The organism is Streptomyces sp. NPDC127108 (genome assembly GCF_042677545.1).
In the GTDB taxonomy this organism is placed as follows: domain Bacteria; phylum Actinomycetota; class Actinomycetes; order Streptomycetales; family Streptomycetaceae; genus Streptomyces.
Genome location: NZ_JBHXTE010000079.1, coordinates 1 through 24997, shown reverse-complemented (window position 1 = coordinate 24997; position 24997 = coordinate 1). Strand labels below are relative to the sequence as shown.

Annotated in this window: 18 protein-coding genes and 2 tRNA genes; 6 read left to right on the top strand and 14 right to left on the bottom strand. The window is 70.5% G+C overall.

Annotation, left to right across the window (positions count from 1 at the left end):
• Positions 1-67: 67 nt before the first annotated feature.
• A complete protein-coding gene (locus ACFVHO_RS39290; protein WP_385725324.1) occupies positions 68-2692 on the bottom strand; it encodes a valine--tRNA ligase in 2625 nt (874 codons plus the stop codon).
• A 164-nt stretch (positions 2693-2856) separates the two neighbouring features.
• On the opposite strand from ACFVHO_RS39290, the gene ACFVHO_RS39285 reads away from it, so the two are divergent.
• Both ACFVHO_RS39285 and ACFVHO_RS39280 read left to right on the top strand, forming a co-directional pair.
• On the top strand, positions 2857-3840 hold the full coding sequence (locus ACFVHO_RS39285) for a hypothetical protein (protein WP_385725323.1): 984 nt from the start codon (positions 2857-2859) through the stop codon (positions 3838-3840).
• A gap of 100 nt (positions 3841-3940) precedes the next feature.
• Positions 3941-4930: a hypothetical protein gene (locus tag ACFVHO_RS39280; RefSeq protein WP_385725322.1), complete on the top strand. Its 990-nt coding sequence runs from the start codon at positions 3941-3943 to the stop codon at positions 4928-4930.
• A 1028-nt stretch (positions 4931-5958) separates the two neighbouring features.
• On the opposite strand, the gene ACFVHO_RS39275 is transcribed toward ACFVHO_RS39280, so the two are convergent.
• Entirely contained in the window at positions 5959-6099 is a 141-nt protein-coding gene (locus ACFVHO_RS39275) for a hypothetical protein (RefSeq protein ID WP_385725321.1), read from the bottom strand.
• 248 nt (positions 6100-6347) lie between these two features.
• Between ACFVHO_RS39275 and ACFVHO_RS39270 the strand changes: the two genes are divergently transcribed.
• Positions 6348-6548, top strand: a complete 201-nt coding sequence (locus tag ACFVHO_RS39270) for a Scr1 family TA system antitoxin-like transcriptional regulator (RefSeq protein ID WP_385725320.1) — start codon at positions 6348-6350, stop codon at positions 6546-6548.
• 735 nt (positions 6549-7283) lie between these two features.
• Here the strand turns inward: ACFVHO_RS39270 and clpX are convergent.
• The 5 genes from clpX to ACFVHO_RS39245 form a co-directional block, all read right to left on the bottom strand.
• Positions 7284-8570: an ATP-dependent Clp protease ATP-binding subunit ClpX gene (gene clpX / locus ACFVHO_RS39265; protein WP_385725319.1), complete on the bottom strand. Its 1287-nt coding sequence runs from the start codon at positions 8568-8570 to the stop codon at positions 7284-7286.
• Positions 8571-8775: 205 nt separating this feature from the next.
• Positions 8776-9447, bottom strand: coding sequence for an ATP-dependent Clp protease proteolytic subunit (locus ACFVHO_RS39260; protein ID WP_385725318.1), 672 nt, complete (start codon positions 9445-9447; stop codon positions 8776-8778).
• A gap of 104 nt (positions 9448-9551) precedes the next feature.
• Positions 9552-10157 (bottom strand): ATP-dependent Clp protease proteolytic subunit, encoded by a 606-nt coding sequence (locus tag ACFVHO_RS39255; protein ID WP_030362534.1) that lies wholly within the window; start codon positions 10155-10157, stop codon positions 9552-9554.
• A 446-nt stretch (positions 10158-10603) separates the two neighbouring features.
• Positions 10604-11995, bottom strand: a complete 1392-nt coding sequence (gene tig / locus ACFVHO_RS39250; RefSeq protein WP_385725317.1) for a trigger factor — start codon at positions 11993-11995, stop codon at positions 10604-10606.
• Positions 11996-12180: 185 nt separating this feature from the next.
• A tRNA-Pro gene (locus ACFVHO_RS39245) sits at positions 12181-12257 on the bottom strand.
• Between the two features lie 149 nt (positions 12258-12406).
• Between ACFVHO_RS39245 and ACFVHO_RS39240 the strand changes: the two genes are divergently transcribed.
• Positions 12407-12477, top strand: a tRNA-Gly gene (locus ACFVHO_RS39240).
• 95 nt (positions 12478-12572) lie between these two features.
• On the opposite strand, the gene ACFVHO_RS39235 is transcribed toward ACFVHO_RS39240, so the two are convergent.
• Positions 12573-14669, bottom strand: coding sequence for a serine/threonine-protein kinase (locus ACFVHO_RS39235; RefSeq protein ID WP_385725316.1), 2097 nt, complete (start codon positions 14667-14669; stop codon positions 12573-12575).
• 34 nt (positions 14670-14703) lie between these two features.
• Positions 14704-14898 (bottom strand): hypothetical protein, encoded by a 195-nt coding sequence (locus ACFVHO_RS39230; protein WP_030362531.1) that lies wholly within the window; start codon positions 14896-14898, stop codon positions 14704-14706.
• Positions 14899-15678: 780 nt separating this feature from the next.
• Between ACFVHO_RS39230 and ACFVHO_RS39225 the strand changes: the two genes are divergently transcribed.
• Positions 15679-16971, top strand: a complete 1293-nt coding sequence (locus ACFVHO_RS39225; RefSeq protein ID WP_385725315.1) for an acyltransferase family protein — start codon at positions 15679-15681, stop codon at positions 16969-16971.
• 33 nt (positions 16972-17004) lie between these two features.
• Here the strand turns inward: ACFVHO_RS39225 and ACFVHO_RS39220 are convergent, their stop codons facing one another.
• From ACFVHO_RS39220 to ACFVHO_RS39205, 4 genes are all read right to left on the bottom strand, one after another.
• Positions 17005-17448, bottom strand: a complete 444-nt coding sequence (locus tag ACFVHO_RS39220; protein ID WP_385725314.1) for an HD domain-containing protein — start codon at positions 17446-17448, stop codon at positions 17005-17007.
• Positions 17449-17538: 90 nt separating this feature from the next.
• Positions 17539-20013, bottom strand: a complete 2475-nt coding sequence (locus tag ACFVHO_RS39215) for an FtsX-like permease family protein (RefSeq protein WP_385725313.1) — start codon at positions 20011-20013, stop codon at positions 17539-17541.
• A complete protein-coding gene (locus ACFVHO_RS39210; protein WP_385725312.1) occupies positions 20010-20843 on the bottom strand; it encodes an ABC transporter ATP-binding protein in 834 nt (277 codons plus the stop codon). The genes ACFVHO_RS39215 and ACFVHO_RS39210 overlap by 4 nt, the downstream gene beginning before the upstream one ends.
• Before the next feature lie 511 nt (positions 20844-21354).
• A complete protein-coding gene (locus ACFVHO_RS39205) occupies positions 21355-22539 on the bottom strand; it encodes a PP2C family protein-serine/threonine phosphatase (RefSeq protein WP_385725311.1) in 1185 nt (394 codons plus the stop codon).
• Between the two features lie 164 nt (positions 22540-22703).
• Here ACFVHO_RS39205 and ACFVHO_RS39200 point away from each other — a divergent pair, with 164 nt between their 5' ends.
• Positions 22704-23939: a GNAT family N-acetyltransferase gene (locus ACFVHO_RS39200; protein WP_385725310.1), complete on the top strand. Its 1236-nt coding sequence runs from the start codon at positions 22704-22706 to the stop codon at positions 23937-23939.
• Between the two features lie 97 nt (positions 23940-24036).
• Here the strand turns inward: ACFVHO_RS39200 and ACFVHO_RS39195 are convergent, their stop codons facing one another.
• On the bottom strand, positions 24037-24867 hold the full coding sequence (locus ACFVHO_RS39195; RefSeq protein ID WP_385725309.1) for an Fpg/Nei family DNA glycosylase: 831 nt from the start codon (positions 24865-24867) through the stop codon (positions 24037-24039).
• Positions 24868-24997: the final 130 nt, after the last annotated feature.

Genomic DNA, 24997 nt, shown 5'->3' with positions numbered 1-24997 from the left:
GTCGTACGTGAACGAGGGCGCCCAGAACCGAACGGTTCCGGGCGCCCTCGTTCCTGCCTGAAGTGCCTTACGCGGCCGGGAGGTTGTCCAGCTGCGTCTGGAGGCGCGCGATGTCCTCGTCGGCCTTGGCGAGACGGCCGCGGATCTTGTCCACGACGTTGTCCGGCGCCTTGGCGAGGAACGCCTCGTTGCCGAGCTTGGCCGTGGCCTGCGCCTTCTCCTTCTCGGCGGCGGCCAGGTCCTTGGCGAGCCGCTTGCGCTCCGCCGCCACGTCGATCGTGCCGGACAGGTCGAGGGCGACGCTCGCGCCCGCCACCGGCAGCGTCGCCGTCGCCGCGAAGGACTCGCCCTCGGGCTGGAGGCGAAGGAGCTGACGGACCGCGGCCTCGTGCGGGGCGAACGGCGTGCCGTCGAGGGTGAGGCGGGCCGGGACCTTCTGGCCGGGCTGGAGGCCCTGGTCGGCGCGGAACCGGCGGACCTCGGTGACCAGGTCCTGGAGGGAGAGGATCTCCTTCTCGGCGCCCGCGTCCCGGAAGCCGCTGTCCTTGGGCCAGTCGGCGACGACGATCGACTCACCGCCGGTGAGCGTCGTCCACAGCGTCTCCGTCACGAACGGCACGACCGGGTGCAGGAGGCGCAGCGTGACGTCGAGGACCTCGCCGAGGACGCGCTTGCTGACCTCGGCCGCCGGGCCGCCCGCCATGAACGTGGTCTTGGACAGCTCCACGTACCAGTCGAAGACCTCGTCCCACGCGAAGTGGAAGAGGGCGTCGGAGAGCTTCGCGAACTGGTAGTCCTCGTAGAGGCCGTCGACCTCGGCGACCACCGAGTTCAGGCGGGAGAGGATCCAGCGGTCCGTCGCCGACATCTCGGCGGCGTCGGGCAGCGGGCCCTCGACGGTGGCGCCGTTCATGAGGGCGAAGCGGGTGGCGTTCCAGATCTTGTTGGCGAAGTTCCGGGAGCCCTGCACCCAGTCCTCGCCGATCGGCACGTCCACGCCCGGGTTGGCACCGCGGGCGAGGGTGAAGCGGAGCGCGTCGCTGCCGTACTTGTCCATCCAGTCCAGCGGGTTGACCGCGTTGCCGAAGGACTTCGACATCTTCTTGCCGAACTGGTCGCGGACCATGCCGTGCAGGGCGATGGTGTGGAACGGCGGGGTGCCGTCCATCGCGTACAGGCCGAACATCATCATCCGGGCGACCCAGAAGAAGAGGATGTCGTAGCCGGTGACCAGGACGGAGTTCGGGTAGAACTTCGCGAGGCTGTCGGTCTTCTCGGGCCAGCCGAGGGTGGAGAACGGCCACAGGCCGGAGGAGAACCAGGTGTCCAGGACGTCCGTGTCCTGGTGCCAGCCCTCGCCCGTCGGCGGCTCCTCGTCGGGGCCGACGCAGACGATCTCGCCGTTCGGGCCGTACCAGACGGGGATGCGGTGGCCCCACCAGAGCTGGCGCGAGATGCACCAGTCGTGGAGGTTGTCGACCCAGTCGAAGTAGCGCTTCTCCATCTCCTGCGGGTGGATCTTGACCTGGCCGTCGCGGACCGCGTCACCGGCGGCCTTGGCGAGCGGGCCGACCTTGACCCACCACTGCATGGACAGGCGCGGCTCGACGGTGGTCTTGCAGCGCGAGCAGTGTCCGACCGAGTGGGAGTACGGCCGCTTCTCGGCGACGATGCGGCCCTCGGCGCGCAGCGCGCCGACGATCGCGGAGCGGGCCTCCAGGCGGTCCAGGCCCTGGAAGGGGCCGGGGACCGTGATGACCGCGTGCTCGTCCATGACCGTGATGTTCGGCAGGTCGTGGCGCTGGCCGATCTCGAAGTCGTTCGGGTCGTGGGCGGGCGTCACCTTGACGGCGCCGGTGCCGAACTCCGGGTCGACGTGCTCGTCCGCGACGACCGGGATGGACCGGTCGGTGAGCGGGAGCTTGATGAGCTTGCCGACGAGGTGCTTGTACCGCTCGTCCTCGGGGTGCACGGCGACGGCGGTGTCACCGAGCATGGTCTCGGCGCGGGTGGTGGCGACGACGATGCTCTCGTCACCCTCCCCGTACGTCATCGACACCAGCTCGCCGTCGTCGTCCTGGTACTCGACCTCGATGTCGGAGATCGCCGTCAGACACCGGGGGCACCAGTTGATGATGCGCTCGGCGCGGTAGATCAGCTCGTCCTCGTACAGCCGCTTGAAGATCGTCTGGACGGCCTTGGAGAGGCCTTCGTCCATGGTGAAGCGCTCGCGGGACCAGGCGACGCCGTCGCCGAGGCGGCGCATCTGGCCGGAGATCTGCCCGCCGGACTCGCCCTTCCACTTCCACACGCGCTCGACGAAGGCCTCGCGGCCGAGGTCGTGGCGGGACTTGCCCTCCTTGCCGAGCTCGCGCTCGACGACGTTCTGGGTGGCGATGCCGGCGTGGTCCATGCCCGGCTGCCACAGCACCTCATACCCCTGCATGCGCTTGCGGCGGGTGAGGGCGTCGATGAGGGTGTGCTCGAAGGCGTGGCCCAGGTGCAGGCTGCCCGTCACGTTCGGCGGCGGGATGACGACGGTGTACGGCGGCTTCTCGCTGCTCGCGTCCGCGTCGAAGTAACCGCGCTCCACCCAGCGCTCGTACAGCGCCCCTTCTACCTCGGACGGCGCGTACTGCGTCGGGAGTTCGGGGACGGTCGCTGGGGGCTGCTGCTGAGCGTTCTCGGTCACGCGCCCAGTTTAGGGGTGTCACAGAGTGGTCCCGAAACCAGAATCTTCAGTAACGGTTGGCTCCCCGGGGCCCACGCGGGTCTCCGCGTCGGTGAGGATGTTGGGAACACATAAGCGCGCGGGAAAATGTAGGCGCGCTCAGGCGTTCGAGGGGAACCCCAGTAATGAGCTACAACCAGCCGGGCCCGTACGGCGGGCAGCAGCCGCAGCAGCCCGGGCCGTACGGCGGCCAGCCTCAGCAGCCTGGCCCCTACGGCCAGCCGCAGCAGGCCCCGCAGCCCGGCTACGGCTACCCCCAGCAGCCGCCCCAGCAGCCCGGTTACGGCTACCCCCAGCAGCCGCCGCAGGGCGTACCGCCGCAGCAGCCCCCGTACGGCCAGCCCCAGCAGCCCGGCCCTTACGGGCAGCAGCCCCAGGCCCCCTACGGCCAGGTCCCGCCCCCGCCCGGCGGAGGCGGCGGCAAGAAGACGGGCATGATCATCGGCGCCGTCGCGGTCGTCGCGGCCATCGGCGTGGGCGCGTACTTCGTCCTCGGCGGCAGCGACAGCGGCTCCGCCGAGGTCAAGGACGACGGCCCGCACAAGCTCACCACGCCCGCGACGGTCCTCGGCGACTACAAGAAGGCCGAGAGCACCGGCACTGACTTCTCGTTCAGCGACGACGACCTCGAAGACGCGGAGAAGGACGGCGTCAAGAACGGCGAGGATGTCAACGCCGAGTACAGCACGGGTGACCCGAGCAACCCGCTGGCGGGCAAGGCCCTGAACTTCATGGGCATCTACGGCGACATCGAGAACCCCGACAAGCTTGTCGACAAGATGTTCAGCCGGATGAAGACACAGTCCGAGAAGGAGGACGAGGGCAAGCAGCGGACCGGCGAGCTGGTGGGCAGCCCGAAGGACTTCGGATCGGACAAGACGGCGCTCAAGTGCCAGGAGTCGGTGATCAAGAACGACTCGCCGTCCAGCGGCACGTCGTCCGGCCCCAAGGAGATCCACATGCCGATCTGCATCTGGGCCGACCACAGCACGCTCGGCGTGGTGATCCCCATCGAGCTGGCCGACGCGATGGCCGGCAAGAGCCCGTCGCTCGAAGACTCCGCGGACACCACGAAGAAGTTCCGCGACGACGTCCGCGTCAAGGCCTGAGACGCCCGACGCCTGTCCACAGCCCCCTGCCATCACAGCCGGGGCCCGCTTCCGCCACGATGGTGGCGCAGCACCGCATCTCGAAGGGGGAACCCCACGCATGAGCCACAACCAGCCGGGTCCGTACGGCGGACAGCAGCCCGGTCCCTACGGCGGCGGCCAGCCGCAGCAGCCCGGCCCCTACGGCCAGCAGCCCGGCCCCCAGGGTCCGGGTTACGGCTACCCGCAGCAGCAGCCCCAGCAGCCCGGTTACGGCTACCCCCAGCAGGCCCCGCAGGGCGTCCCGCCCCAGCAGCCCCCGTACGGCCAGCCGCAGCAGCCCGGCCCTTACGGGCAGCAGCCCCAGGCCCCCTACGGCCAGGTCCCGCCCCCGCCCGGCGGAGGAAGCGGTAAGAAGACGGGCATGATCATCGGCGCCGTCGCGGTCGTCGCGGCCATCGGCGTGGGCGCGTACTTCGTCCTCGGCGGCAGCGACAGCGGCAGCTCCGGCACGGTCAAGGACGACGGCCCGCACAAGCTGACCACGCCCGAGACGGTCCTCTCGGACTACAACAAGAAGCCGGACAGCGACTCCGGCAGCGACATGTCGTCCGACGAGATCGCGAAGGCCGAGGAGTACGGGGTGAAGAACCCCACCGAGGTCAAGGCCCAGTACATGGCGGGCACCCAGGAGAACCCCCTCGGGCAGAAGATCCTCCAGCTGAACGGCGTCTACGGCGACATCGAGGACCCCGAGTCGGTCGTCGACAAGATGTTCTCCTCGGCCAAGGAGAAGTCCGAGAAGAGCGACAGCGGCAGCACCGGCCGCAAGGTCACGATCGTCGGCAGCCCGAAGTCGTACAACCCGTCCGACCTCGACGGCGCGATGATGAAGTGCCAGGAGATGAAGTACGCCATGGGCTCCTCGACCGGCAGCACGGAGGCGCCGAAGGAGATGTCGATGGCGACCTGCATCTGGGGCGACAACAGCACGATCGGCGTCGTGGTCACCGCGGACGTGGCGAGCGCCATGGGCGGCAAGGCCGCCGACCTGGGCGAGGCCGCGGAGAAGACGGCCAAGTTCCGCAAGGAAGTCCGCGTCAAGCGCTGACGCCGAGGCGCGTCGCGCACCGGCAAGGGCCCCGGCTGGCTGTCGCAGCCGGGGCCCGCTTCCGTCACGATGGTGCGCGCAGCACCGCATCACGAAGAGGGCACCCCTACCCGCCCCAGCAGCCACAGGCCCTCTATAACTAGGTCCCGCTATGACTAGGTCCCGCTTTCCCTTAGCGGAGCCGACGGGGAAAGCGGGACCTTACCCACGACAGTCTTGAGCAAGTGCAAGAAGGAGCCCGGCAATGGCAGTGGAGGCACGTCCTCCACTGCCATCAAGCAGCCGGAGAAGACTTTCGACGCGATGCTCGCCAACGCCAGGAGGCCAAGGCGACCAACCCTGACACCAGTTCAGGGACGCCCAAGGAGATGAAGGTCACGTACTGCCTCTGAGTCAATCGCAGCACGCTCGGCTTCGTTGTTCCCATGGAGATCGCCAACATGACAGCAGACAAGATCGCAGGCCGCGAGGCGTCGGTGGAAACACCCACGGAACTACGCCCAAGGCGAACCGGCTGACTCAAGGCTTTAGGCAGCCAAGTGGGCCAAATTGCACGCTCTTGTGCGCACCTCACTCTTGGAGACACCCGCCACCACTAGCAGGGGCACGCAATGAGCTCGCCAGATCACACTGTCAGAATTCCCCATATTGCATGCATTCCTCAGCTTCGGGCCAACCGTGTAACCCTTTTGCTTCAGGTAGTCCCTGCAGTCACTGGGCGTGGCAGACGCCGGAGCGGCTGCCACAAGCGGCACAACACCTACCGCTGCAGTTACACAGGAAGCCACCAGCACACGCTTCACCTTCAAGAGTTTCATACTCCCCCATTCCCTGTTACTTGATGCATCCGACTGGCCACAAGAATGTGATCACATGATGCCCGTACGCGTCCAGCACCCCTGCAGCGCCGCCCCTTCCTCGACGACGCGCGGACCGAACTCATCGCCAGCCAAGGCGCCCGCTCCTGCAAAACCACCGCCAACTTCTGTGCCACGGCGGGGTTGCAGCGCCCGAGTTCCACGAGCGGCTCAGATAGTCGCCGACAAAGACAGCGGATCGAGCCACAGTGATGGCAGCACCGCGCCCACTTCCGCCAGCACCGCACCCAGCTCGTCCCGCGCAGACTCGGCGTCCCTGATCCGTTCACCCGCCGCGCGGCGTTCCGTCATCCCCATGCATGCTGCTACCCGCTCGGGTTGCTACCTGCTTCCACTGATGAGCATCGGACAGTGCAGATAGGATCACTAGGGGTAACATTTTCGGAGCATCAGAACGTAAACGAGGGACAACGACGCCCGCACCCACCCCTGTATGGAGGGAATCTGTGTATCCGCGCGGGGCTGAGCGCGGACGGTGACCTGGTTGACCTCTGGGGCATATCCGGCAGACGCCGATCCCGGACTGGCCGCAGAAGCTCATGCCGTACGAGGCCAAGGCGGCTGCCATGCGCAAGTACATGGCGCACCGCGCGCCCGGCCTTCTCCGGACCCGGCCCTACACACATGAGGTGCTTCCCCTAGGGCATCCCTGGTGCACAGCCGACGGGATCGAGGAGAAGGTAAAGGAAGTCCGCGTCAGCGCTGATCGCTCGTTCCCCGAGGGGGAACCCACACCATGAGCTCCAACCAGCCCGGAAGCCGATCCGGACCCGCCGTCGCCGTCAGTGCCGTGGCCCTCGTGGCCGCGCTCGCCGCCATCGGGTACGCCTGTCCGCGGACAGTGACAGCGGCTACTGCACCACGGCGCACACCTTGACGACGCCAAAGACCGTCCTCGGCGCCTACGACAAAGCTGACAACAGCTCCGGCAGCCCTCCTCCTCCCCCCAGCAACGACCTCAAGGCCATGGAACAGCACGGCGTCGAAGACCCCCGGCCGTCTCGACGTACTACTCGGACGCCTTCGGAGGTGCGCGCAAAGGCCTCGACTTCTTCGACGCATACGGCAAGATCGCCGCCCCTGAGCGAGTCGTCACCGCCGTGTTCGCCCTCTGGCGGAAGAACCTCGACGAACCCGCCATGACAGCGATCGAACTCGTCGGGGAACCGCAGGAGTTCACGACCGACGCCTTCAGCGGCAAGAGCTCACGATGCGCCAGCAGCCCCGGTTCACCCTGGGGGGGGAGCGCCTCCACACGCCGACGTGCCTGTGGAGCACCACCAGCACGGCCGGATACGTCATCCGGTCCGACTCAGGGCCAAGGTCGGCGGCAGGGACCTTCCCCTGAACGACACCGCGGCGCGGCTGCTGCGCGATGTACGCGTCGAGGAGCAGCCGCAGTGGCTACGACGCGAGGGCGCCCGGCGAGTTGACCTCGCCGGGCGCCCCTGGTCGTTCATGTGCCGCCGTGCGGCCTACGCGGACTTCTGCTCGCCCGCCCCGGAGCCCCGCACGTCGCGCGGCACCAGCGTCGGGTTCACGTTGGAGTGGACGACGTCCGCCGTGATGACGACGCGGGCGACGTCCTTGCGGGACGGCACCTCGTACATCACCGACTGGAGGACCTCCTCCATGATGGCGCGCAGACCGCGCGCGCCGGTCTGGCGCAGGATCGCCTGGTCGGCGATGGCCTCCAGGGCCTCGCGCTCGAAGTCCAGCTCCACGCCGTCGAGTTCGAAGAGGCGCTGGTACTGCTTGACGAGGGCGTTGCGGGGCTCGACGAGGATCTGGAGGAGCGCTTCGCGGTCGAGGTTGTGGACCGAGGTGATGACCGGGAGGCGGCCGATGAACTCGGGGATCATCCCGAACTTCACCAGGTCCTCCGGCATGATGTCCTCGAACTGGTCCTTCTCCTCCAGCTCCCGCTTGGAGCGGATGGTCGCGCCGAAGCCGATGCCCTTGGCTCCCGCCCGCGACTCGATGATCTTCTCCAGGCCCGCGAAGGCGCCGCCCACGATGAACAGCACGTTCGTCGTGTCGATCTGGATGAACTCCTGGTGCGGGTGCTTGCGGCCGCCCTGCGGCGGGACGGAGGCAGTCGTGCCCTCCAGGATCTTCAGGAGCGCCTGCTGGACGCCTTCACCCGATACGTCGCGCGTGATCGAGGGGTTTTCGCTCTTCCGGGCGACCTTGTCGATCTCGTCGATGTAGATGATGCCCGTCTCGGCCTTCTTGACGTCGTAGTCGGCGGCCTGGATGAGCTTCAGGAGGATGTTCTCGACGTCCTCGCCGACATAGCCCGCCTCCGTGAGCGCCGTCGCGTCCGCGATGGCGAAGGGGACGTTCAGCATGCGGGCGAGCGTCTGCGCGAGCAGCGTCTTGCCGGAGCCGGTGGGACCGAGCAGCAGGATGTTGGACTTCGCCAGCTCGATGGCGTCCTCGCGGCCCTGCGCGCCGCCGTTCTCCCCGGCCTGGACGCGCTTGTAGTGGTTGTAGACGGCGACGGAGAGCGCCTTCTTGGCGGGCTCCTGACCGACTACGTACCCCTCGAGGAACTCGTAGATCTCGCGGGGCTTGGGCAGTTCCTCCCAGCGGACCTCGCTCGTCTCGGCGAGTTCTTCCTCGATGATCTCGTTGCAGAGATCGATGCACTCATCGCAGATGTACACGCCGGGGCCTGCGATGAGCTTCTTGACCTGCTTCTGACTCTTTCCGCAGAACGAGCACTTGAGCAGATCGCCGCCGTCACCGATGCGTGCCACGGTGTGCTTCCCCTTCGCCTGGGAGACGCCGTTGGTCCAGCGGCTCCTGGTGCCTTGTATCCGACGGTACCTTGCCTGGCCCCCCGTTCGGGCCCCCCTTGGCGCGGTTCGCTTCCGCATGGGCCGCGTCGAGGGGTGGGCGGATGGTGCTGCGACGCCCCGGGCGAGGCCGGCAGGTGGGCTCGCCCGGGGCTCGGACGAGACTCTAGAGAACCGAGGAGTTGTTCATCTTCCGGGTGGAGATGATCTGGTCGATCAGGCCGTACGCCAGCGCGTCCTCGGCGGTGAGGATCTTGTCGCGCTCGATGTCGTCGCGGATCTTCTCGATCGGCGTCGTGGAGTGCTTGGCCAGCATCTCCTCGAGCTGCGTACGCATCCGGAGGATCTCGTTGGCCGCGATCTCCAGGTCGGAGAGCTGCTCGCGGCCGGTGCCGCCGGACGGCTGGTGGATGAGCACCCGGGCGTTCGGCAGGGCCATGCGCTTGCCCGGCGTGCCCGCGGCGAGGAGCACGGCGGCCGCGGAGGACGCCTGGCCCATGCAGACCGTCTGGATGTCGGGCTTCACGAACTGCATCGTGTCGTAGATCGCGGTGAGCGCCGTGAAGGAGCCGCCCGGGCTGTTGATGTAGACCGAGATGTCCCGGTCGGGGTCCATCGACTCCAGGCACAGGAGCTGCGCCATGACGTCGTTGGCGGAGGCGTCGTCGATCTGCACGCCGAGGAAGATCACGCGCTCCTCGAAGAGCTTCGCGTACGGGTCGTACTCACGCACGCCCTGCGAGGTGCGCTCGACGAAGCGCGGGATCACATAGCGGTTGTCCACCTGCGGGCCGGTGTGCAGACCCGCGGCCTGGCCGCTGACGGGGAAGGTGTTCATCTGAGGCGTTCCGTCCTGGTGTGAGCGTGGGCTTGGTCGGCTGGGGCCGCTCCCGGCGGCCGCCGCTTCGCGGAGGCCGCTGCCGGGGGCCCGGGGGTGCCTGGTCAGGCCCCCGTGCCGCCGCCGCCCGGAACACCCGAAGCGGCGCTGATGATCTCGTCGATGAGGCCGTACTCCTTGGCCTCCTCGGTGGTGAACCAGCGGTCGCGGTCACCGTCACGAATGATCGCCTCGACCGTCTGGCCCGAGTGGCGGGCGGTGATCTCGGCCATGCGCTGCTTGGTGCGCAGCAGGTACTCGGCCTGGATCTTGACGTCCGAGGCGGTGCCGCCGATGCCGGCGGAGCCCTGGTGCATCAGGATGTCCGTGTGCGGCAGGGCGAAGCGCTTGCCGGCGGTGCCGCCGGTGAGCAGGAACTGGCCCATGGAGGCGGCCATGCCCATGCCGATGGTCACCACGTCGTTCGGGATGTACTGCATGGTGTCGTAGATCGCCATGCCGGCGGTCACCGAGCCGCCGGGGCTGTTGATGTAGAGGTAGATGTCCTTCGACGGGTCGGCCGCGAGGAGGAGCATCTGCGCCGTGATCTTGTTCGCGATGTCGTCGTCGACCTGCTGGCCGAGGAAGACGATGCGCTCGCCGAGCAGTCGGTTGTACACATGGTCGCCGAGGCCACCACCGATGGACGGCTCACCGGCTGCGTAAGGCATCAGATTCGTCACGTATCCACCTGCTCGTCTCTGACGGCTCCGGCCGTCTCGCATCTTCGTCCCGGGGGCAAGGACTCCATTGCCCCCGTATTCATGGACCCTAACGCGCAGGTCCCTTCGGGGAATCCCGCATAGGCGACTGTTCGCTGTGAGCGCAGGTAGCGCCCCCGCAGGGGGCGCAGGCCCACTCGGGGCCGGGGCGCCCCTGTCCGGGCGGGTGGAATGCGCCCTGAAGGGGCGCGGGGAACTGCGCGGCCGGCCACAGCGGTCCCGCGGTCGCCGCGGCCGCGGCATCGGGCAGACGCGTCTGCCGGGCCCCGCGTCTTCGGCCGCTGCGGGCCGTCGTCGGTTGCTCGCGCAGTTCCCCCGCGCCCCTGAAAGCCAGAACGCCACTGGGCCCCCGGAACGACAGCGTTCCGGGGGCCCAGTGGTCACGGCAGCGGAGGTCAGGCCTGCGGCTTGTCCTCGGTGGCCTCGGCCTCGGCCGACTCGTCGGCGGCGGCCTGCTCACCCTCGACGGAGTCTTCCTCGTCCTCGAGGTCGACGACCTCGCCGTTGGTGTCCTTGACCGTCGCGGCCTCCACGACGACCGCGAGGGCCTTGCCGCGGGCGACCTCGCCGACGAGCATCGGCACCTGGCCACCCTCGACGACGGCCTGGGCGAACTGGTCGGGGCTCATGCCGGAGGACTGCGCGCGACGCATGAGGTGCTCGGTGAGCTCCTCCTGGTTCACGTTCAGCTTCTCCTTGTTGACGAGCTCGTCGAGGACGAACTGCGTCTTGATGCCCTTGACCGCCTGCTCACGGGTCTCGGCGTCGAACTCTTCCTCGGTCTTGCCCTGGATCTCCAGGTACTTCGCGAGGTCGAGGCCCATCTGACCGAGCTGGTGGTGCTCCAGGTTGTGCTTGCGGGTGCGGATCTCGTCCTCGAGCAGCTTCTCGGGGACGGGCACCTCGACCAGCTCGAGGAGCTTCTCGAGGACGCGCTCCTGGGCCTGGGTGGCCTGGTCGAACTGGCGGGCCGTCTCCAGGCGCTTGCGGCTGTCGGCCTTCAGCTCGTCGAGGGTGTCGAACTCCGACGCCAGCTGCGCGAAGTCGTCGTCCAGCTCCGGCAGTTCACGCTTGGCGACCTGGGTGACCTTGACGGTGACCTCGGACTCCTTGCCGGCGGCCGAGCCGCCCTTGAGCTCGGAGGTGAAGGTGGCCTCGCCACCGGCCTCCAGGCCCTTCACGGCGTCGTCGATGCCTTCGAGCAGCTCGCCGGAGCCGATGGTGTAGGAGACGCCGGACGCGACGCCGTCCTCCAGGACCTCGCCCTCGACCTTGGCCTCCAGGTCGATCGTCACGACGTCGCCGTCCTCGGCGGCACGCTCGACCGGGGACGTGGAGGCGAAGCGCTCGCGCAGCTCCTCGACGGCCTTGTCGACGTCCTCGTCGGCGATCTCGACGGCGTCGACCTCGACCTCGATGCCGGAGTAGTCCGGGATCTCGATGGTCGGACGGATGTCGACCTCAGCGGTGAAGTTGAGGGTCTCGTTGTCCTTCAGCTCGGTGATGTCCACCTCGGGCTGGCCCAGGACGTTGAGCTCGGCCTCGTTGACCGCCTCGGTGTAGAACTTCGGGAGGGCGTCGTTGACGGCCTCCTCAAGCACCGCACCGCGGCCGAACCGCTGGTCGATGACGCGGGCCGGGATCTTGCCCTTGCGGAAGCCCTTCACCGTGACCTGCTGGTTGATCTTCTTGTACGCCGCGTCGAGGCTGTCCTTGAGCTCCTCGAAGGGCACCTCGACAGTGAGCCGAACCCGGGTCGGGTTCAGGGTCTCCACGGCGCTCTTCACGGTTCGGTCTCCTTGTGGGCTGACTTCTTGGATTCTGCCCGGTTGAGAGACACACGGGCACGCAGCTTGCATAGTAACGGCACGCGGGAGCCGACCCACAATGCGATCTTGGACAACGGACCGCCGGGGCCGTGCGGAGTTCGGTCCCCGCCGGGCAACAGGCCACCGGACGCGGGGGAACCAGCTGGTCGGGGTGGCGGGATTTGAACCCACGGCCTTCCGCTCCCAAAGCGGACGCGCTACCAAGCTGCGCCACACCCCGTCGGTGCGACACGTAGGGTACATGCCCGCAGGCAGTGCGGCGCCCGCTCGAACGGGAGTGAATGGGGGTGTGCGGCGCACCGCCTCGACCCGCTACGATGCTGTCCGTGCCGCGCACGCTGACCTGCGAGGGGTCGCTGCGCGAGCTGTGCGGGCGTAGCTCAATGGTAGAGCCCTAGTCTTCCAAACTAGCTACGCGGGTTCGATTCCCGTCGCCCGCTCTGTGGCCTCCGGCCCGGTGCACAGGTTCTCGCCTGTGCCCGGGCCGGAGGTTTTTTCATGGCTGTGGCTGTGGCGGCGGCCGGGGCGGTGCGGGTCAGGGGTTACGCACGTCGACGCTGTAGACGGCACGGACGTCGTACGGGACGTAGAGGGCGTCGCCGACCAGGGTGAGCCTGGCACCGGCCTCCGCGGCGACGGTCATCCCCGCGCCCGTGCCGCGCGCGGGCAGGCTCCACTTCTCCTCGCCTGTCCTGCGGTCGAGCGCCGCGACACGGCCGCTCACGGAGGCCAGGTACACATGGGTTCCCGATTCCAGCGGCGGGCCCGGCGCCTCCACGACGGAGTTGACCGACCACCGCTCGCGGCCGGTGCGCGGGTCGATCGCGCTGATGTTGCCGTTGCGGTACGTGAAGTACAGGGTGCCCCCGGTGACCGTGGGCGTCGCGTCGGGCGACCGTGGTGCGAGGGGAAGCGTCCGCACCCGGCGGGTGGCCAGGTCGAGGACGCTGATCGTGCGGGGCGTCCCGTCCACCTCGTCCCGGCGGAACACCAGGCGGCCCGACGCCTGGCCCAGGAGTTCGAGGCCCCCGTACGGCACGGTCACCGTCCAGTCCGGCTTGCCGGTCGCGAGGTCGAGGCGGGAGACGCGGGTGCGCCGCGCGCTGTCGGCACAGAGCAGATAGCCGTGCCCCTCGGCACCGCGCACCCGGCAGTGCACCGAGGGGAGCTTGTCGCGCCAGCGGGGCTTGCCCGTGTCGTTGCGCAGCAGGGCGTAGTCGTCCCCTTTGACGCCGAGGGCGGTGAGCACCCCCTTGTCGGTCCACACCGCACCGCCGTGCTCCGCGTCCGGGACGGGGGCCTCGGCGTCTTCGCCGTGCTGCGTGGCTGTCGTCCACAGCTCCTTGCCGGTGCGGACGTCGAGCGCCTGGATCGCGTAGTGCGGGACGGGGGTCTCATCACGGTCGACCTGATCGTTGCGGTACGTGAAGACACGGCCGCCGGACACACCGATGACCCGGCCCTCCATGTCCCCCATGTCCGTCGGCGTCCGGTCGATCGGCTTGCTCCAGGCGAACGTGCCGGTGGCGAGCGAGAACCGCGCGGCCTTCACGTCGTCGCCCGCGCAGAAGAGCCCGCTCCCGGCGGCGACACAGCCACCGAAGGGACCTCCCTCCTCCTCGCGGTCACTCGTGTCCTTCGCCTCCCAGGCCCGCCAGTTCCTCGGCAGGTCGCGGGCCTCGGGGTCGGTGTCCGTCAGCCACAGGGCGAGCCCCGACGCGACACCCGCGAGGAGCACCCCCGCGGCGGCGATCGCGAGTCCGCGGCGGCGCCGACGCGGGCGCACCGGCTCCGCGGCCTCCCGGGCCGACGGCGGCGGCAGCGGCTCCCCGCGCAGCAGCGCCAACAGCTCGTCCGGCGTGGGGCGTTCCTTGGGGTGCTTGGCCAGGCACTGGGTGACGAAGGGGCGCAACTCGGCGGGGACGCGGTCGAGTTCGGGGACGGACTCGACGACGCCGGTCGCGGTCTCGTACGGGGACTCGGAGTCGAAAGGCCCCCGCCCCGTCGCCGCGTACGTGAGCACCGAGCCCAGGGAGAAGATGTCGGAGGCGGGGCCCACGTCGCGGGGGGACGTGAGTTGTTCGGGGGACATGTACGGCGGGGTGCCCATGACGCGGCCGGTCTGGGTGAGGGGGTCGCTCGCGAGGGCCTCGGCGGCGCGGGAGACGCCGAAGTCGATGACGCGGGGGCCGTCCTCGGCCAGCATCACGTTGGCCGGTTTCAGGTCGCGGTGGACGACGCCCACACGGTGGATGTCGCGGAGGGCCTCGGTGAGTCCGGCGGCGAGTTCCAGGAGGCGGTCCGGGGGCAGCGGGCCCTCGCGGCGGACGTGGGTGCCGAGGTTCTCGCCGGGGATGTAGAGCGTGGCCATCCAGGGACGCGCGGCGTCGGCGTCGGCGTCCACGACGGGGGCCGTGAACGCTCCGCTGACCTGACGGGCGGCCGCCACCTCGCGGCGGAAGCGGGCGCGGAACTCCGGGTCGTCGGCGTACTGCCCGTGCACGACCTTGACCGCGAGGCGGCGTCCGGAGGCGGAGCGGGCGAGGTAGACGACGCCCATCCCGCCCGAGCCGAGTCGGTCCTCGACCGGATAGCCGCCGATCCGCGGTGGATCGGTTTCCCGTAGCGCCATCCGACCTGGACCCCCCGTCCGCCGCCGCGCACCGTCAGAACTGTATGTCCCCGATGGTCTCGGCCAGCGAGTCGAGGAGTTCCTGGATGTCGTCGGCCATTCCCGTCGAGGCGAGCACGAAGCCGAAGAGCGCCGCGACGATGGCGGGCCATACCTTGATGTTTCCCTGACGCACCATCATGACAAGGACGATCGCCAACAGCAGCACCACTGACAGCGAAATGGCCACACAGATCACACCCTAGGTCGGTCGCTCTCCCGCCCGAGGGGGTACGACCCCGTACTCCCCCGCCAGAACCATCGTGCCACCAACAGCACGTTGCTATGCGGCCGGTGACACATCGTCGGCCAAGCCTTGACCAGTGATGCGGGTGTTCCGCACGGGCCCGGAGGGCCCCGGGTGCTCGCGGCGGGCGCCAACCAGGGCCATGCGTACGGGAATTCGACGTGTCCACCGGACGGCGAATTTCGACTTGATCGTTTCCATGGCCGGTCACCGTCGGGGCGTCGGCGCGGCATCTTCCCGGGTCGCGCGCCCGGCCGCGTACGCACAAGGAGTTCACAGGAATTCGAATTGTTGCCGAGAGCACATTGAGCAGTGCGTCATAACCCGCCACGCACCGATCAACCGGACATTTCACCAGAGTCGCCCGCGGGCGTTATGCACGATTTAAGCGGTGTGAATGCTGACCTATCGGACAGTTAGCCGTTGTGCAACGAGGGTACCCGCGCCACCAATAAGGAAAGGGCCGATGACGTTCGCACGGCGTTCCGATGGATGTGATGAACGGTGTTGATGAACAACCGGCGGGCCTGGCGCCGGAAACGAGACAGAAGACCCGGCGAGAACACGGCAGGAACACGGAGCGATGAACGGGATGAATGAGTTGAGGGTTTTACGGGAACACCGGGGCGACGCTAGGGTGCCTCAGATGTTCCACGCTGCCATGACCCCCGCAGGCGCAGTGCGGTCCCGGATCGTCTCACCGAGCTCCTGGTGGGAGGGCCTGTGACGAACCCCGCTCAACCGCACGGGCGACACCGGGCGCCACTGCCTCCCCTGCAGTCCGCCGAGCAGGAGCCGGTCTCCGGAATGCCGGGCCCCCGCCTCCCCCAGTCCGCCGCGGCCACGGCCACCCCCCGCCAGGCCGGCCGCCACTCCGCCCCACCCGCTCCCCCCACGTACCGAACCCCCCACCCCCACTCCTCCCCCGCCCCCGCGGTGCCCGCCACCGCCCGCCCCGCCGACGGCGCGGGCAAGCCCGCCAAGCAGCGCGACGCGTTCTTCGACAACGCCAAGTACCTGGCGATCGTGCTCGTCGCGATGGCCCACGCGTGGGAGCCGCTGACGGATCACAGCCGCACCGCCGAAGCGCTGTACATGACCGTCTACACCTTCCACATGCCGGCGTTCATCCTGATCTCCGGCTACTTCTCGCGCAGCTTCGACATGCGCCCCGACCGGCTCAAGCGGCTCGTGACCGGCATCGCCGTGCCGTACGTGATCTTCGAGGTGGCGTACACCTTCTTCAAGCGGTGGGCCGACGACGACCCGACGCAGCCGATCAGCCTGCTCGACCCCTGGTACCTGACGTGGTTCCTGATCGCCCTGTTCGTGTGGCGGCTGACCACCCCGCTGTGGAAGGTCGTGCGCTGGCCGGTGCCGCTGGCCCTGGCCATCGCCGTGCTCGCCGTGGTCTCGCCCGACATCGGCGACGACCTGGACCTCCAGCGGGTCCTGCAGTTCATGCCGTTCTTCGTGCTCGGCCTGTTCATCAAGCCCGAGCACTTCCAGCTGGTGCGCCGCCGCGAGGTGCGCGTCCTGTCGGTGCCGATCTTCGCGTGCGCGGTGCTGCTCGCCTACTGGGCCGCCCCGAGGATGACGTCCGTGTGGTTCTACCGGCGCGACAGCGCCCAGGAGCTCGGCGTCCCGTGGTGGGTCGGCGTGGTCATGACGCTGGCCCTGTTCGGCTGCTCGGTGCTGCTCACGGCGTGCTTCTTCGCCTGGGTGCCGCGGCGGAAGATGTGGTTCACGGTGCTCGGCGCCGGCACACTGTACGGCTATCTGCTGCACGGCTTCCTCGCCAAGGGATCCCGGTTCTGGGACTGGTTCGACGCCAACCCGTGGCTGTACCGGCCCGCCGGTGAGGTGATCGTGACGGTGATCGCGGGCGTCGTGGTGACGCTCCTGTGCACGCCACCGGTGCAGCGGATGTTCCGCTTCGCCATGGAGCCCAAGATGGAGTGGGCCTTCCGCCGTGACGCGGCCGCGCTGGCCCGCGAGCGGGGCTCCGCACGCTGACGGCTCCCGTACGGAGTCGAGCCGGTACGCCGGTCAGGCCAGTGACAGGAGCGCGCGCATGTGCGCGTACTTCGCCGCCAGGCGGGTCCGGGTCGCCTCGTCCAATACGGCGAGGCGGCCCGGATCCGCGTTGTGGGCCAGGTCGGCCTCCTTGACCAGGAGGGCGCCGGGGGTCGCGCGGATCCGGGCGGCGTACGCCTCCGGGGCCTCGCCGGGCCGTTTGGTCAGGGCGAGCACGATGGCCTTCGTGGCCGGGGCGAGGGCGGCCGCCGCCAGCCAGTCCGGCGTCAGCGCGTCGTCCTCGATCGCGTCGTGCAGCCACGCCGCGGCGATCTGGTCCGCCGAGCCGCCCCGCGCCCGCGTCCCCTCGGCGACCGCCGCCAGGTGCTCGGCGTAGGGCCGCCCCGCCTTGTCCGTCTGCCCGGCGTGCGCCCGCCGGGCCACCGCCGCCACCTCGGCCAGGGTCATCAGCGTCATGCCGATGACCCTAGCGAGCGTCGGGCCGAGAACCCTGGGGCGTCTGGCCGAGGACCCGGGTGGGCGCCAGGCAGAGAACCCTGATGGGCGTCAGGCCGAGGACCCCAGCGCCGCCCGCGCGGGCACCGCCGTGGCCACCAGGCCGAGCACCACGGCCGACCCGGCGAAGGCCGCGTACAGGAGCGGCGGGATGTACGGCCCCTCGCCGGTGAGGCCCCGCATCATCGGGACCAGCGTGGCCAGCGCGATGGCGGTGCCGATGGCGACGCCCGCGCACGTCACGAGCAGCGCCTCCCAGCGCACCATCCGCAGGACCTGGCGCCGCGTGGAGCCGATGAGCCGCAGCGTGCCCAGCTCGCGCCGCCGGTCGAGGACCGTCATGACCAGGGTGTTGGCGGCGGCGACGGCCGCGAAGCCGCCGAGGACGGACGCCATGGTGGTGTTCGCCCAGGCCTGCACCGCGCGGTCCTTGGACTGGGCGGTGGTGTAGTCGGCGCGGTCGAGGACCGTGCCCTGGGACGCCAGGTGCTTCAGCGCCGCGGCGGAGGAGCCCTTCGCCCAGATCTCCGTGTCGAACGCCGACGTGACGTGCCGCTTCATCTCGGCGCCGCCCAGGGTCACTTGGGACAGGCCGAGCCCGCGCTCGTACGTCGCGGAGACCACGGGCCGGGCCTTCGTGCCGTCGGGCAGCCGCAGTTCGACGCGGTCGCCGACCTTCAGGTGGGCGTTGCGGGCGAGGTTCGCGTCCAGGGCGACCTTCCCCTTGCCGAGGTCGATCCGGCCGGACTCGACGTTCAGGTCCTGCACCTTGGCGAGGTTCGCGGCGGTGCCGGTGACGGCCTGCGTGCTCGCCGACTGCAGGTAGCGGTCGCCGCCCGAGCCCATGGGCAGCAGCACGGAGGTCTTCAGGAGGCCGACGGCCGAGCCGCCGCCGGGCCCGGTGGCCTCGCGTACCGCCGACGCGTCGAAGCCCGTCTTCGACGCCACGATGTGGTCCGCCGTGATGCCGTCGCGCTGCTGGTTCTCCGCCACCTTGTTCTCGGAGGTGTGCATGAAGACGAGCGTGGAGGCGAACGCCATCGCGAGCACGATGGGCGTGATCGCGGACGCCATCCGGCGGGCGTTGCTGCGGGAGTTGGCCGCGGCGAGCGAGGCGGAGGCGCCCGCGCCGCGCAGCGGCAGTCCGAACAGGCCCGCGCAGGCCCGCGCCACCAGCGGCCCGAGCAGCGCCACCGCGAGCATGAAGAGCATGACGACGCCGAGCGCCGCGTTCGCCGCGTCGTCGCCGGAGGTGTTGGCGGCGACGCCCGAGAGGACCACGCCGCCGACGGCCGCCGCGACGCCGAGGGGCGTACGGATCCAGCCGGGCCGCAGCCGCTCCACGGAGGCCTCGCTCAGGGCCTGGCCCGGCTTGATGCGGGCCGGGCGGCGCGCGGACATCATCCCGGCGAACAGGGCGGTGAGGACGGCCGTGCCGACGGCGGCGACGAACGGGATGAACGACACGGACAGTTCGACGGCCTGCGGGACCGCGTCCCTGTCCTTCAGCTGCCCGAACCACCAGCTCGCCAGGGCGATGCCCGGCAGACAGCCGAGGGCGCCCGCGAGCGGGGCCACCAGGAGCGTCTCGGTGGCGACGGTGCGGCGGATCTGGCGCGGCGTCGTCCCGATGGCGCGAAGCAGCGCGAACTCGCGGGCGCGCTGGCCCACGGAGAGGGCGACGGTGCCGGCCGCGGTGAACACGGCGACCATCGCGGCGATGCCGCCGAAGGAGCCGCCCAGGCCGGTGAGGAGCTCCTCGGCCTCGGTGAGGCCCGGGTCCTCGGCGCCGCCGCGGCCGTCGCCGGTGTGCACCTCGGCCTTGTCGCCGAGCGCCTTGGCGACCTGGGCCTTCAGCGTGGCGTCCGTGACGCCGTCCTTGGGCAGCACGGCGATGGCGTCGACGCGGCCGGGGTGCCCGGAGATCCGCACGGCCTCGGAGTCCGCGAACCACGCCGTCGACGCCTTGCCACCACTGGCACCACTTCCGCCGCTGACGCCGGAGACCCGGAAGTCCCGCGGGCCGTCCGCCGTGGTGAGCGTGACGCGCTCGCCGACCCGGGCCCCGGTGCCCGCGAGCACCACCTCCCCGGCGCCGGGCGCGCGGCCCGCCGACAGCTTCTCGCCGGTGAAGGCGGTGGAGCCCCAGCCGTGCGCGGTCAGTTCCTCGTTCCCCTGCTTGACGGGGAAGGTGACGTCGGCGACGGCGGTACGCGCGCCGGGCGCCGAAGCCGCCTTCGCCACCAGGGAGTCGGCGAGGCGGGCCCGGTCGGTGACCGGCGCTCCGTTGTCGCTGCGGTCGTCGCTGCCGCCGGTCACGTAGTGGGACTTCTGGTCGGCGGCGGCCACCACGGGCGCGTCGGCGTAGCGCACCGGTGGTACGGAGGCGCGCAGGCCGGTCTCCAGGAGGATGCCGCACGCGGACACGATGAAGGCGGCCATCGCGAGGGCGACGAACGTCCCCACGAAGGCGGCGGGCTTGAAGCGGACGGCCGCGCGGGCCAGACCGTTGGGCACGAAGCTCATGCCGCCACTCCCGCGTAAGCGGGGGCCGCGGCCCTCGTCAGCGTCGTCATCCGGTCCGCGATCCGCGCGGCCGACGCGCCCTCCAGGTGGTCGACGATGGAGCCGTCGGCGAGGAACAGGGTGCGGTCGGCGTGCGCCGCCGCGGCCGGGTCGTGCGTGACCATGACCACCGTGGCGCCCATGCCGTCCACGGCCGAGCGCAGCAGGTTCAGGATCTCGCCCGCCGTGGTCGTGTCCAGGGCGCCGGTCGGCTCGTCCGCGAAGATCACGTCCGGCGACGTCACCAGGGCGCGGGCGATCGCCACGCGCTGCTGCTGGCCGCCGGAGAGCTGGCCGGGGCGGCGCCTGCCCTTGTCGCCCAGGCCCACCCGGGACAGCATGTCGGCCGCCCTGCGGTGGTCCGGGCGGTGGCCCGCGAGGCGCATCGGGAGCAGCACGTTCTGCTCGACCGTGAGCGACGGGAGCAGGTTGAACGCCTGGAACACGAAGCCCAGGCGGGTGCGGCGCAGGGCCGTCAGCTTGTTCTCGCTCATCCCCGTGATCTCGGTGCCGCCGAGGCGGACGCTGCCGTCCGTCGGGCGGTCGAGGCCCGCCGCGCACTGCAGGAACGTGGACTTACCCGAGCCGGACGGGCCCATCACCGCGGTGAAGCTGCCCCGCGGCAGGGCCAGGTCTATGCCCCGCAGGGCGTGTACGGCGCCGGTGCCGCGGCCGTACTGGCGGCGGACCGCGCGCAGCTCCACGGCCCAGTCGGACGCCGTCGGGGCCGTGCCCGCGTGCTGGTCCATGGTGGACTCGTCTCGCCGCTGCTTCTTCTTGCGCAGCCCCATGGCGTGTGGCCTTCCGTCGTTCGTGCGTGGTCGATGCATCGAACGTACGGAGTGCGGGGGGTCCGCGACCATGAGGCGGCCCGGCGAGTGTGGGGTGGGGTTTCCCCCACCTTGGGGCGTCGGGGCTGGTGGGGGCCTTGCCGGGGGCTCCCCAACCCCACCCCTTCCCGAACCCGGGGGCTGCGCCCCCGGACCCCCGCTATCGGCGCTCCGCGCCTCGTCCTCAATCGCCGGACGGGCTGAAAACTACGCCGAGGCGGACTGATAGGTGCCGACAGGCCGGGCAGACGGTGCCGACTGCCCCGGTGGAACGACTGGTGGGGGCGGGCGGGTGGGAGAAAGCCCGTCCGGCAATTGAGGACGAGGCGCGGAGCGCCGATACAGGGGTGCCGGGCGGCGGGCAGGCTGTGCCGACCACCCGGACGAACGACAAGTCAGGGCGGGCGGGTGGGAGCCCGTGGGGGACCCCGGCCCGCCCGCACCGGGGACCCGCCCGAGGCCCCCGGCCAGCTCACGCGTCGCGGCAGATCAACAACAGCGCCCGATCGTCGTTGACGTCCTTGGCGACCGCCTCGATGAGGTGCCACGCGGCGCCGTGGAAGCCGCCGGGGACGTAGCGGTCGGCCTCGCCGGTGAGGCGGTCGATGCCTTCGGCGATGTCGCGGTCGGCGGCCTCGACGATGCCGTCGGTGAAGAGCATGAGGACGTCGCCGGACCGCAGGGACCCCTTGACGGGGTCGAACTGGGCCCCGTCGTAGACACCGAGGAGGGGACCCTCGCCGGACTTCTCCTCCCAGCGGCCGGTCCCGGCGCTGAGCTGGAGGGCGGGCAGATGCCCGGCGGAGAGGAGTTCGTAGTCGCCGGTCTCCAGGTCGAGGACGAGGTGGATGGAGGTGGCGAAGCCCTCGTCCCAGTCCTGACGCAGCAGGTACCCGTTGGCGGCGGGCAGGAAGGCGTGCGGCGGCAGGGAGCCGAGGAGCCCGCCGAAGGCGCCGGAGAGGAGCAGCGCCCGCGACCCGGCGTCCATGCCCTTGCCGGAGACGTCGGTGAGGACGACTTCGAGGGTGCGCCCGCCGTTGGTGCGGGCGGCGACGACGAAGTCGCCGGAGAAGGACTGGCCCCCGGCGGGCCGCAGGGCCATCTCGCGGTGCCAGCCGCGCGGCAGCTTGGGGAGCTTGCTCTGCACCCGGATCCGCTCGCGCAGGTCGAAGAGCATGGTGCCGCCGCCCCGCCAGGGCACCCCGACGCGGCTGCGGAACTGGGCGATGAGGAGCCCGAAGAAGCCGCAGGCGGCGACGGCGAGGACGGTGCCGGGGGTGACCCGGGCGGGCCCTTCCGTGTAGGGGCCGAGCTGCACGGACTCCACGATGAGGGCGGCCGCGGAGGCGGCGTACAGACCGAGGAGGCTGGAGGGCCGCAGGAGCAGGCCGCCCGCGACGATGGGCAGCACGAGTGCGGCGGGCGAGAACCACACCGGGTTGACGATCGTGCACGCGGTGATGACAGGGACGGTCAAGAGGAGCGCGGCGAGTGCCACCCAGTCGGAGCCGTCGCCCCGGAAGTAGTCGACACCGGATTTGCGCAGGCCTATGCGCGCCCGGTGCAGCCGCTTCTTCATGCGGGCCGGGAACGTCTCGGCTTCGGCACGCCGCGCACGCTGCTCGCGCCGCTCGCGCCCTTCTCGTCGTACCGCCATTGCTCGTGGACCCTATCCACCGGGCCAGGCACTTCGCACGGGAGGTACCTCTTGTCCCCCTTCAGGGGCACCTCGCCCGTATCTCCACACCCAGCGTCCACACGCGCGTTCCGGTACGCGGAAAACAATTCGCCGCGCCCCTGGAGCCCTGGTAGGCATGGCATATGACAGCAGACTTGCGGGAGTTGAGCCAGAGCGACTGGGAGCAGTGGTACAAAACTCTGGACATCGCCTTCGGTGGTGTGGCCGAGGCGCCGGAGGAGCGCGAGCTGTGGCGGGACCTCACCGAGTGCGAGCGCTCGATCGGCGCCTGGGACGGCGAGACCTGCGTGGGCACGGCGGGCGCGTTCAGTTTCCGCATGTCGGTGCCGGGCGGCGCGGTGGTGGACACGGCGGGCGTGACGATGGTGAGCGTGGCGGCCACGCACCGGCGGCGCGGTCTGCTCACGGCGATGATGCGGCGCCAGCTGGACGACGTGCGGGAGCGCGGCGAGGCGGTGGCGGTCCTGACCGCGTCGGAGCCGGAGATCTACGGCCGGTTCGGGTACGGGGCGGGTTCGTTCCACCACCGCATGGAGATCGACACGACCCGGGTGGGCCTGACCGTCCCGCCGGGCACCGACGACGTACGCCTGCGCTACGAGACGCCCGCCAAGGCCCTGCCCGCCTGTGAGGCGGTGTACGCGCGGCGGGTGCCGGGCCGCCCCGGCATGATGGCGCGGCGGCCCGGCTGGGAGCGCCTGGTCACCCTGGACCCGCCGGCCGACCGCAACGGCGCGTCGCCGCAGCAGTGCGTGCTCGCCGAGCGCGACGGCGAGGTCGTCGGGTTCGCGTTCTACGCGGTCAAGCCCGAGTGGGACGCCCAGGGCCCCAAGGGCACGGTCAAGGTGCACGACGTGGAGGCCCTGGACCCGGCGGCGTACGCCGCGCTGTGGCGCTTCCTGTTCGGCATCGACCTGACGTCGACGGTCCTGGCCCTGAACCGCCCGGTGGACGACCCGGTGGCGCAGCTCGTCACCAACGTGCGCCGCTGCGACCTGCGGACCCGGGAGTCGCTGTACGTACGCCTGGTGGACGTCGGCGCCGCCCTCGAAGCCCGCACGTACCAGACGCCGGTGGACGTCGTCCTCGACGTCGAGGACTCCTTCTGCCCCTGGAACCACGGCCGTTGGCGCCTCACCGGCGACACCACGGGCGCCTCCTGCAAGCGCGTCGACGACGGCACCCCCGCCGATCTCGCCCTTCCCGCACGGGAGTTGGGCTCCCTCTACCTGGGCGGCGTCCCGCTCTCCCAGCTCACCGCGGCGGGCCGTGTCCGCGAGCTGCGCGAGGGCGCGGCGGCGGATGCGGGCCTGGCCTTCGGCTCACCCGTCGCCCCGTGGCTGCCCCACGGCTTCTAGACGGGCTCCAGCGCCGCGGCAAAGGCGAACTCGGCGCTGAGGTGGTCGAACACGGTGGTGGAACCCTTTTCTGGTCTCGGCCGGGGGCCGGGGCTGGTTACGGGCGGTGGCCCTGTGGCTGGCAGGTCGGGCACCAGAAGAGGTTGCGGGCGGCGAGATCGGCGGTGCGGATCTCGCCGCCACAGATGTGGCAGGCCTGGCGGGCCCTGCGGTACACGTACACCTCGCCGCCGTGGTCATCCACGCGCGGCGAGCGGCCCATCGCCTCCGGCATGTGCTCGGGCCGGACCGTGTCGATGCGATTGTGCCGGACGCCCTCGCGCATCAGGTCCACCAAGTCCGCCCAGATCGCGGCCCATTGGGCGTACGTGAGGTCCTTGCCCGGCGTGTACGGGTCGATGCCGTGGCGGAACAGGACCTCGGCGCGGTAGACGTTGCCCACGCCCGCGACGACCTTCTGGTCGAGGAGGAGCGCGGCGATCGTGGTGCGGCTGCGGGAGACGCGGCGCCAGGCCGTCTCCGGGTCGTTCCCCTCGCCCTGCGGGCGCAGCGGGTCCGGGCCCAGGCGGGCGTGTATCGCCTGCTTCTCCTCGTCCGTGATCAGGGCGCACGTCGTCGGGCCGCGCAGGTCCATGTAAGCGGTGTCGTTCGTCAGGCGGAGGCGGACCGTGTCCGTGGGTGGGGGCGCGGGGGCTCCGCCGAAGGTGACCTTGCCGAAGAGGCCCAGGTGGATGTGGATCCAGCCGGTGGGTGTGAAGCCCAGGAAGAGGTGCTTGCCGTGGGCTTCCGCCGTGTCCAGGGACCTGCCCGTCACCAGGGCCGCGCCGTCGGAGAACTTGCCCTGCGGGCTGCTGGCCGTCGTCCTCCGGCCCTGGAACCGGTCCCGGTGGTCGGCCGCCAGCCGGTGGATCGTGTGCCCTTCCGGCACGGGTTCTCCTTGATTGCGGGGGGGGTGGGGGTGGGGCCTTGCCGGGGGCTCCCCAACCCCGCCCAGCCCAGCCGCGGGGGCCCGGGCCCCCCCCACACCCGCCCCCGGCGGCGGCCGCGGCCCGCGGCCC

Excerpts from the sequence above, each read along its gene's own strand:
- ACFVHO_RS39285 (WP_385725323.1), top strand. The coding sequence starts at position 2,857 with ATGAGCTACAACCAGCCGGGCCCGTACGGCGGGCAGCAGCCGCAGCAG.
- ACFVHO_RS39280 (WP_385725322.1), top strand. The coding sequence starts at position 3,941 with ATGAGCCACAACCAGCCGGGTCCGTACGGCGGACAGCAGCCCGGTCCC.
- ACFVHO_RS39275 (WP_385725321.1), bottom strand. The coding sequence starts at position 6,099 with ATGACGGAACGCCGCGCGGCGGGTGAACGGATCAGGGACGCCGAGTCT.
- ACFVHO_RS39270 (WP_385725320.1), top strand. The coding sequence starts at position 6,348 with ATGCCGTACGAGGCCAAGGCGGCTGCCATGCGCAAGTACATGGCGCAC.
- ACFVHO_RS39260 (WP_385725318.1), bottom strand. The coding sequence starts at position 9,447 with ATGAACACCTTCCCCGTCAGCGGCCAGGCCGCGGGTCTGCACACCGGC.
- ACFVHO_RS39255 (WP_030362534.1), bottom strand. The coding sequence starts at position 10,157 with ATGCCTTACGCAGCCGGTGAGCCGTCCATCGGTGGTGGCCTCGGCGAC.
- ACFVHO_RS39235 (WP_385725316.1), bottom strand. The coding sequence starts at position 14,669 with ATGGCGCTACGGGAAACCGATCCACCGCGGATCGGCGGCTATCCGGTC.
- ACFVHO_RS39220 (WP_385725314.1), bottom strand. The coding sequence starts at position 17,448 with ATGACGCTGATGACCCTGGCCGAGGTGGCGGCGGTGGCCCGGCGGGCG.
- ACFVHO_RS39215 (WP_385725313.1), bottom strand. The coding sequence starts at position 20,013 with ATGAGCTTCGTGCCCAACGGTCTGGCCCGCGCGGCCGTCCGCTTCAAG.
- ACFVHO_RS39210 (WP_385725312.1), bottom strand. The coding sequence starts at position 20,843 with ATGGGGCTGCGCAAGAAGAAGCAGCGGCGAGACGAGTCCACCATGGAC.
- ACFVHO_RS39205 (WP_385725311.1), bottom strand. The coding sequence starts at position 22,539 with ATGGCGGTACGACGAGAAGGGCGCGAGCGGCGCGAGCAGCGTGCGCGG.
- ACFVHO_RS39200 (WP_385725310.1), top strand. The coding sequence starts at position 22,704 with ATGACAGCAGACTTGCGGGAGTTGAGCCAGAGCGACTGGGAGCAGTGG.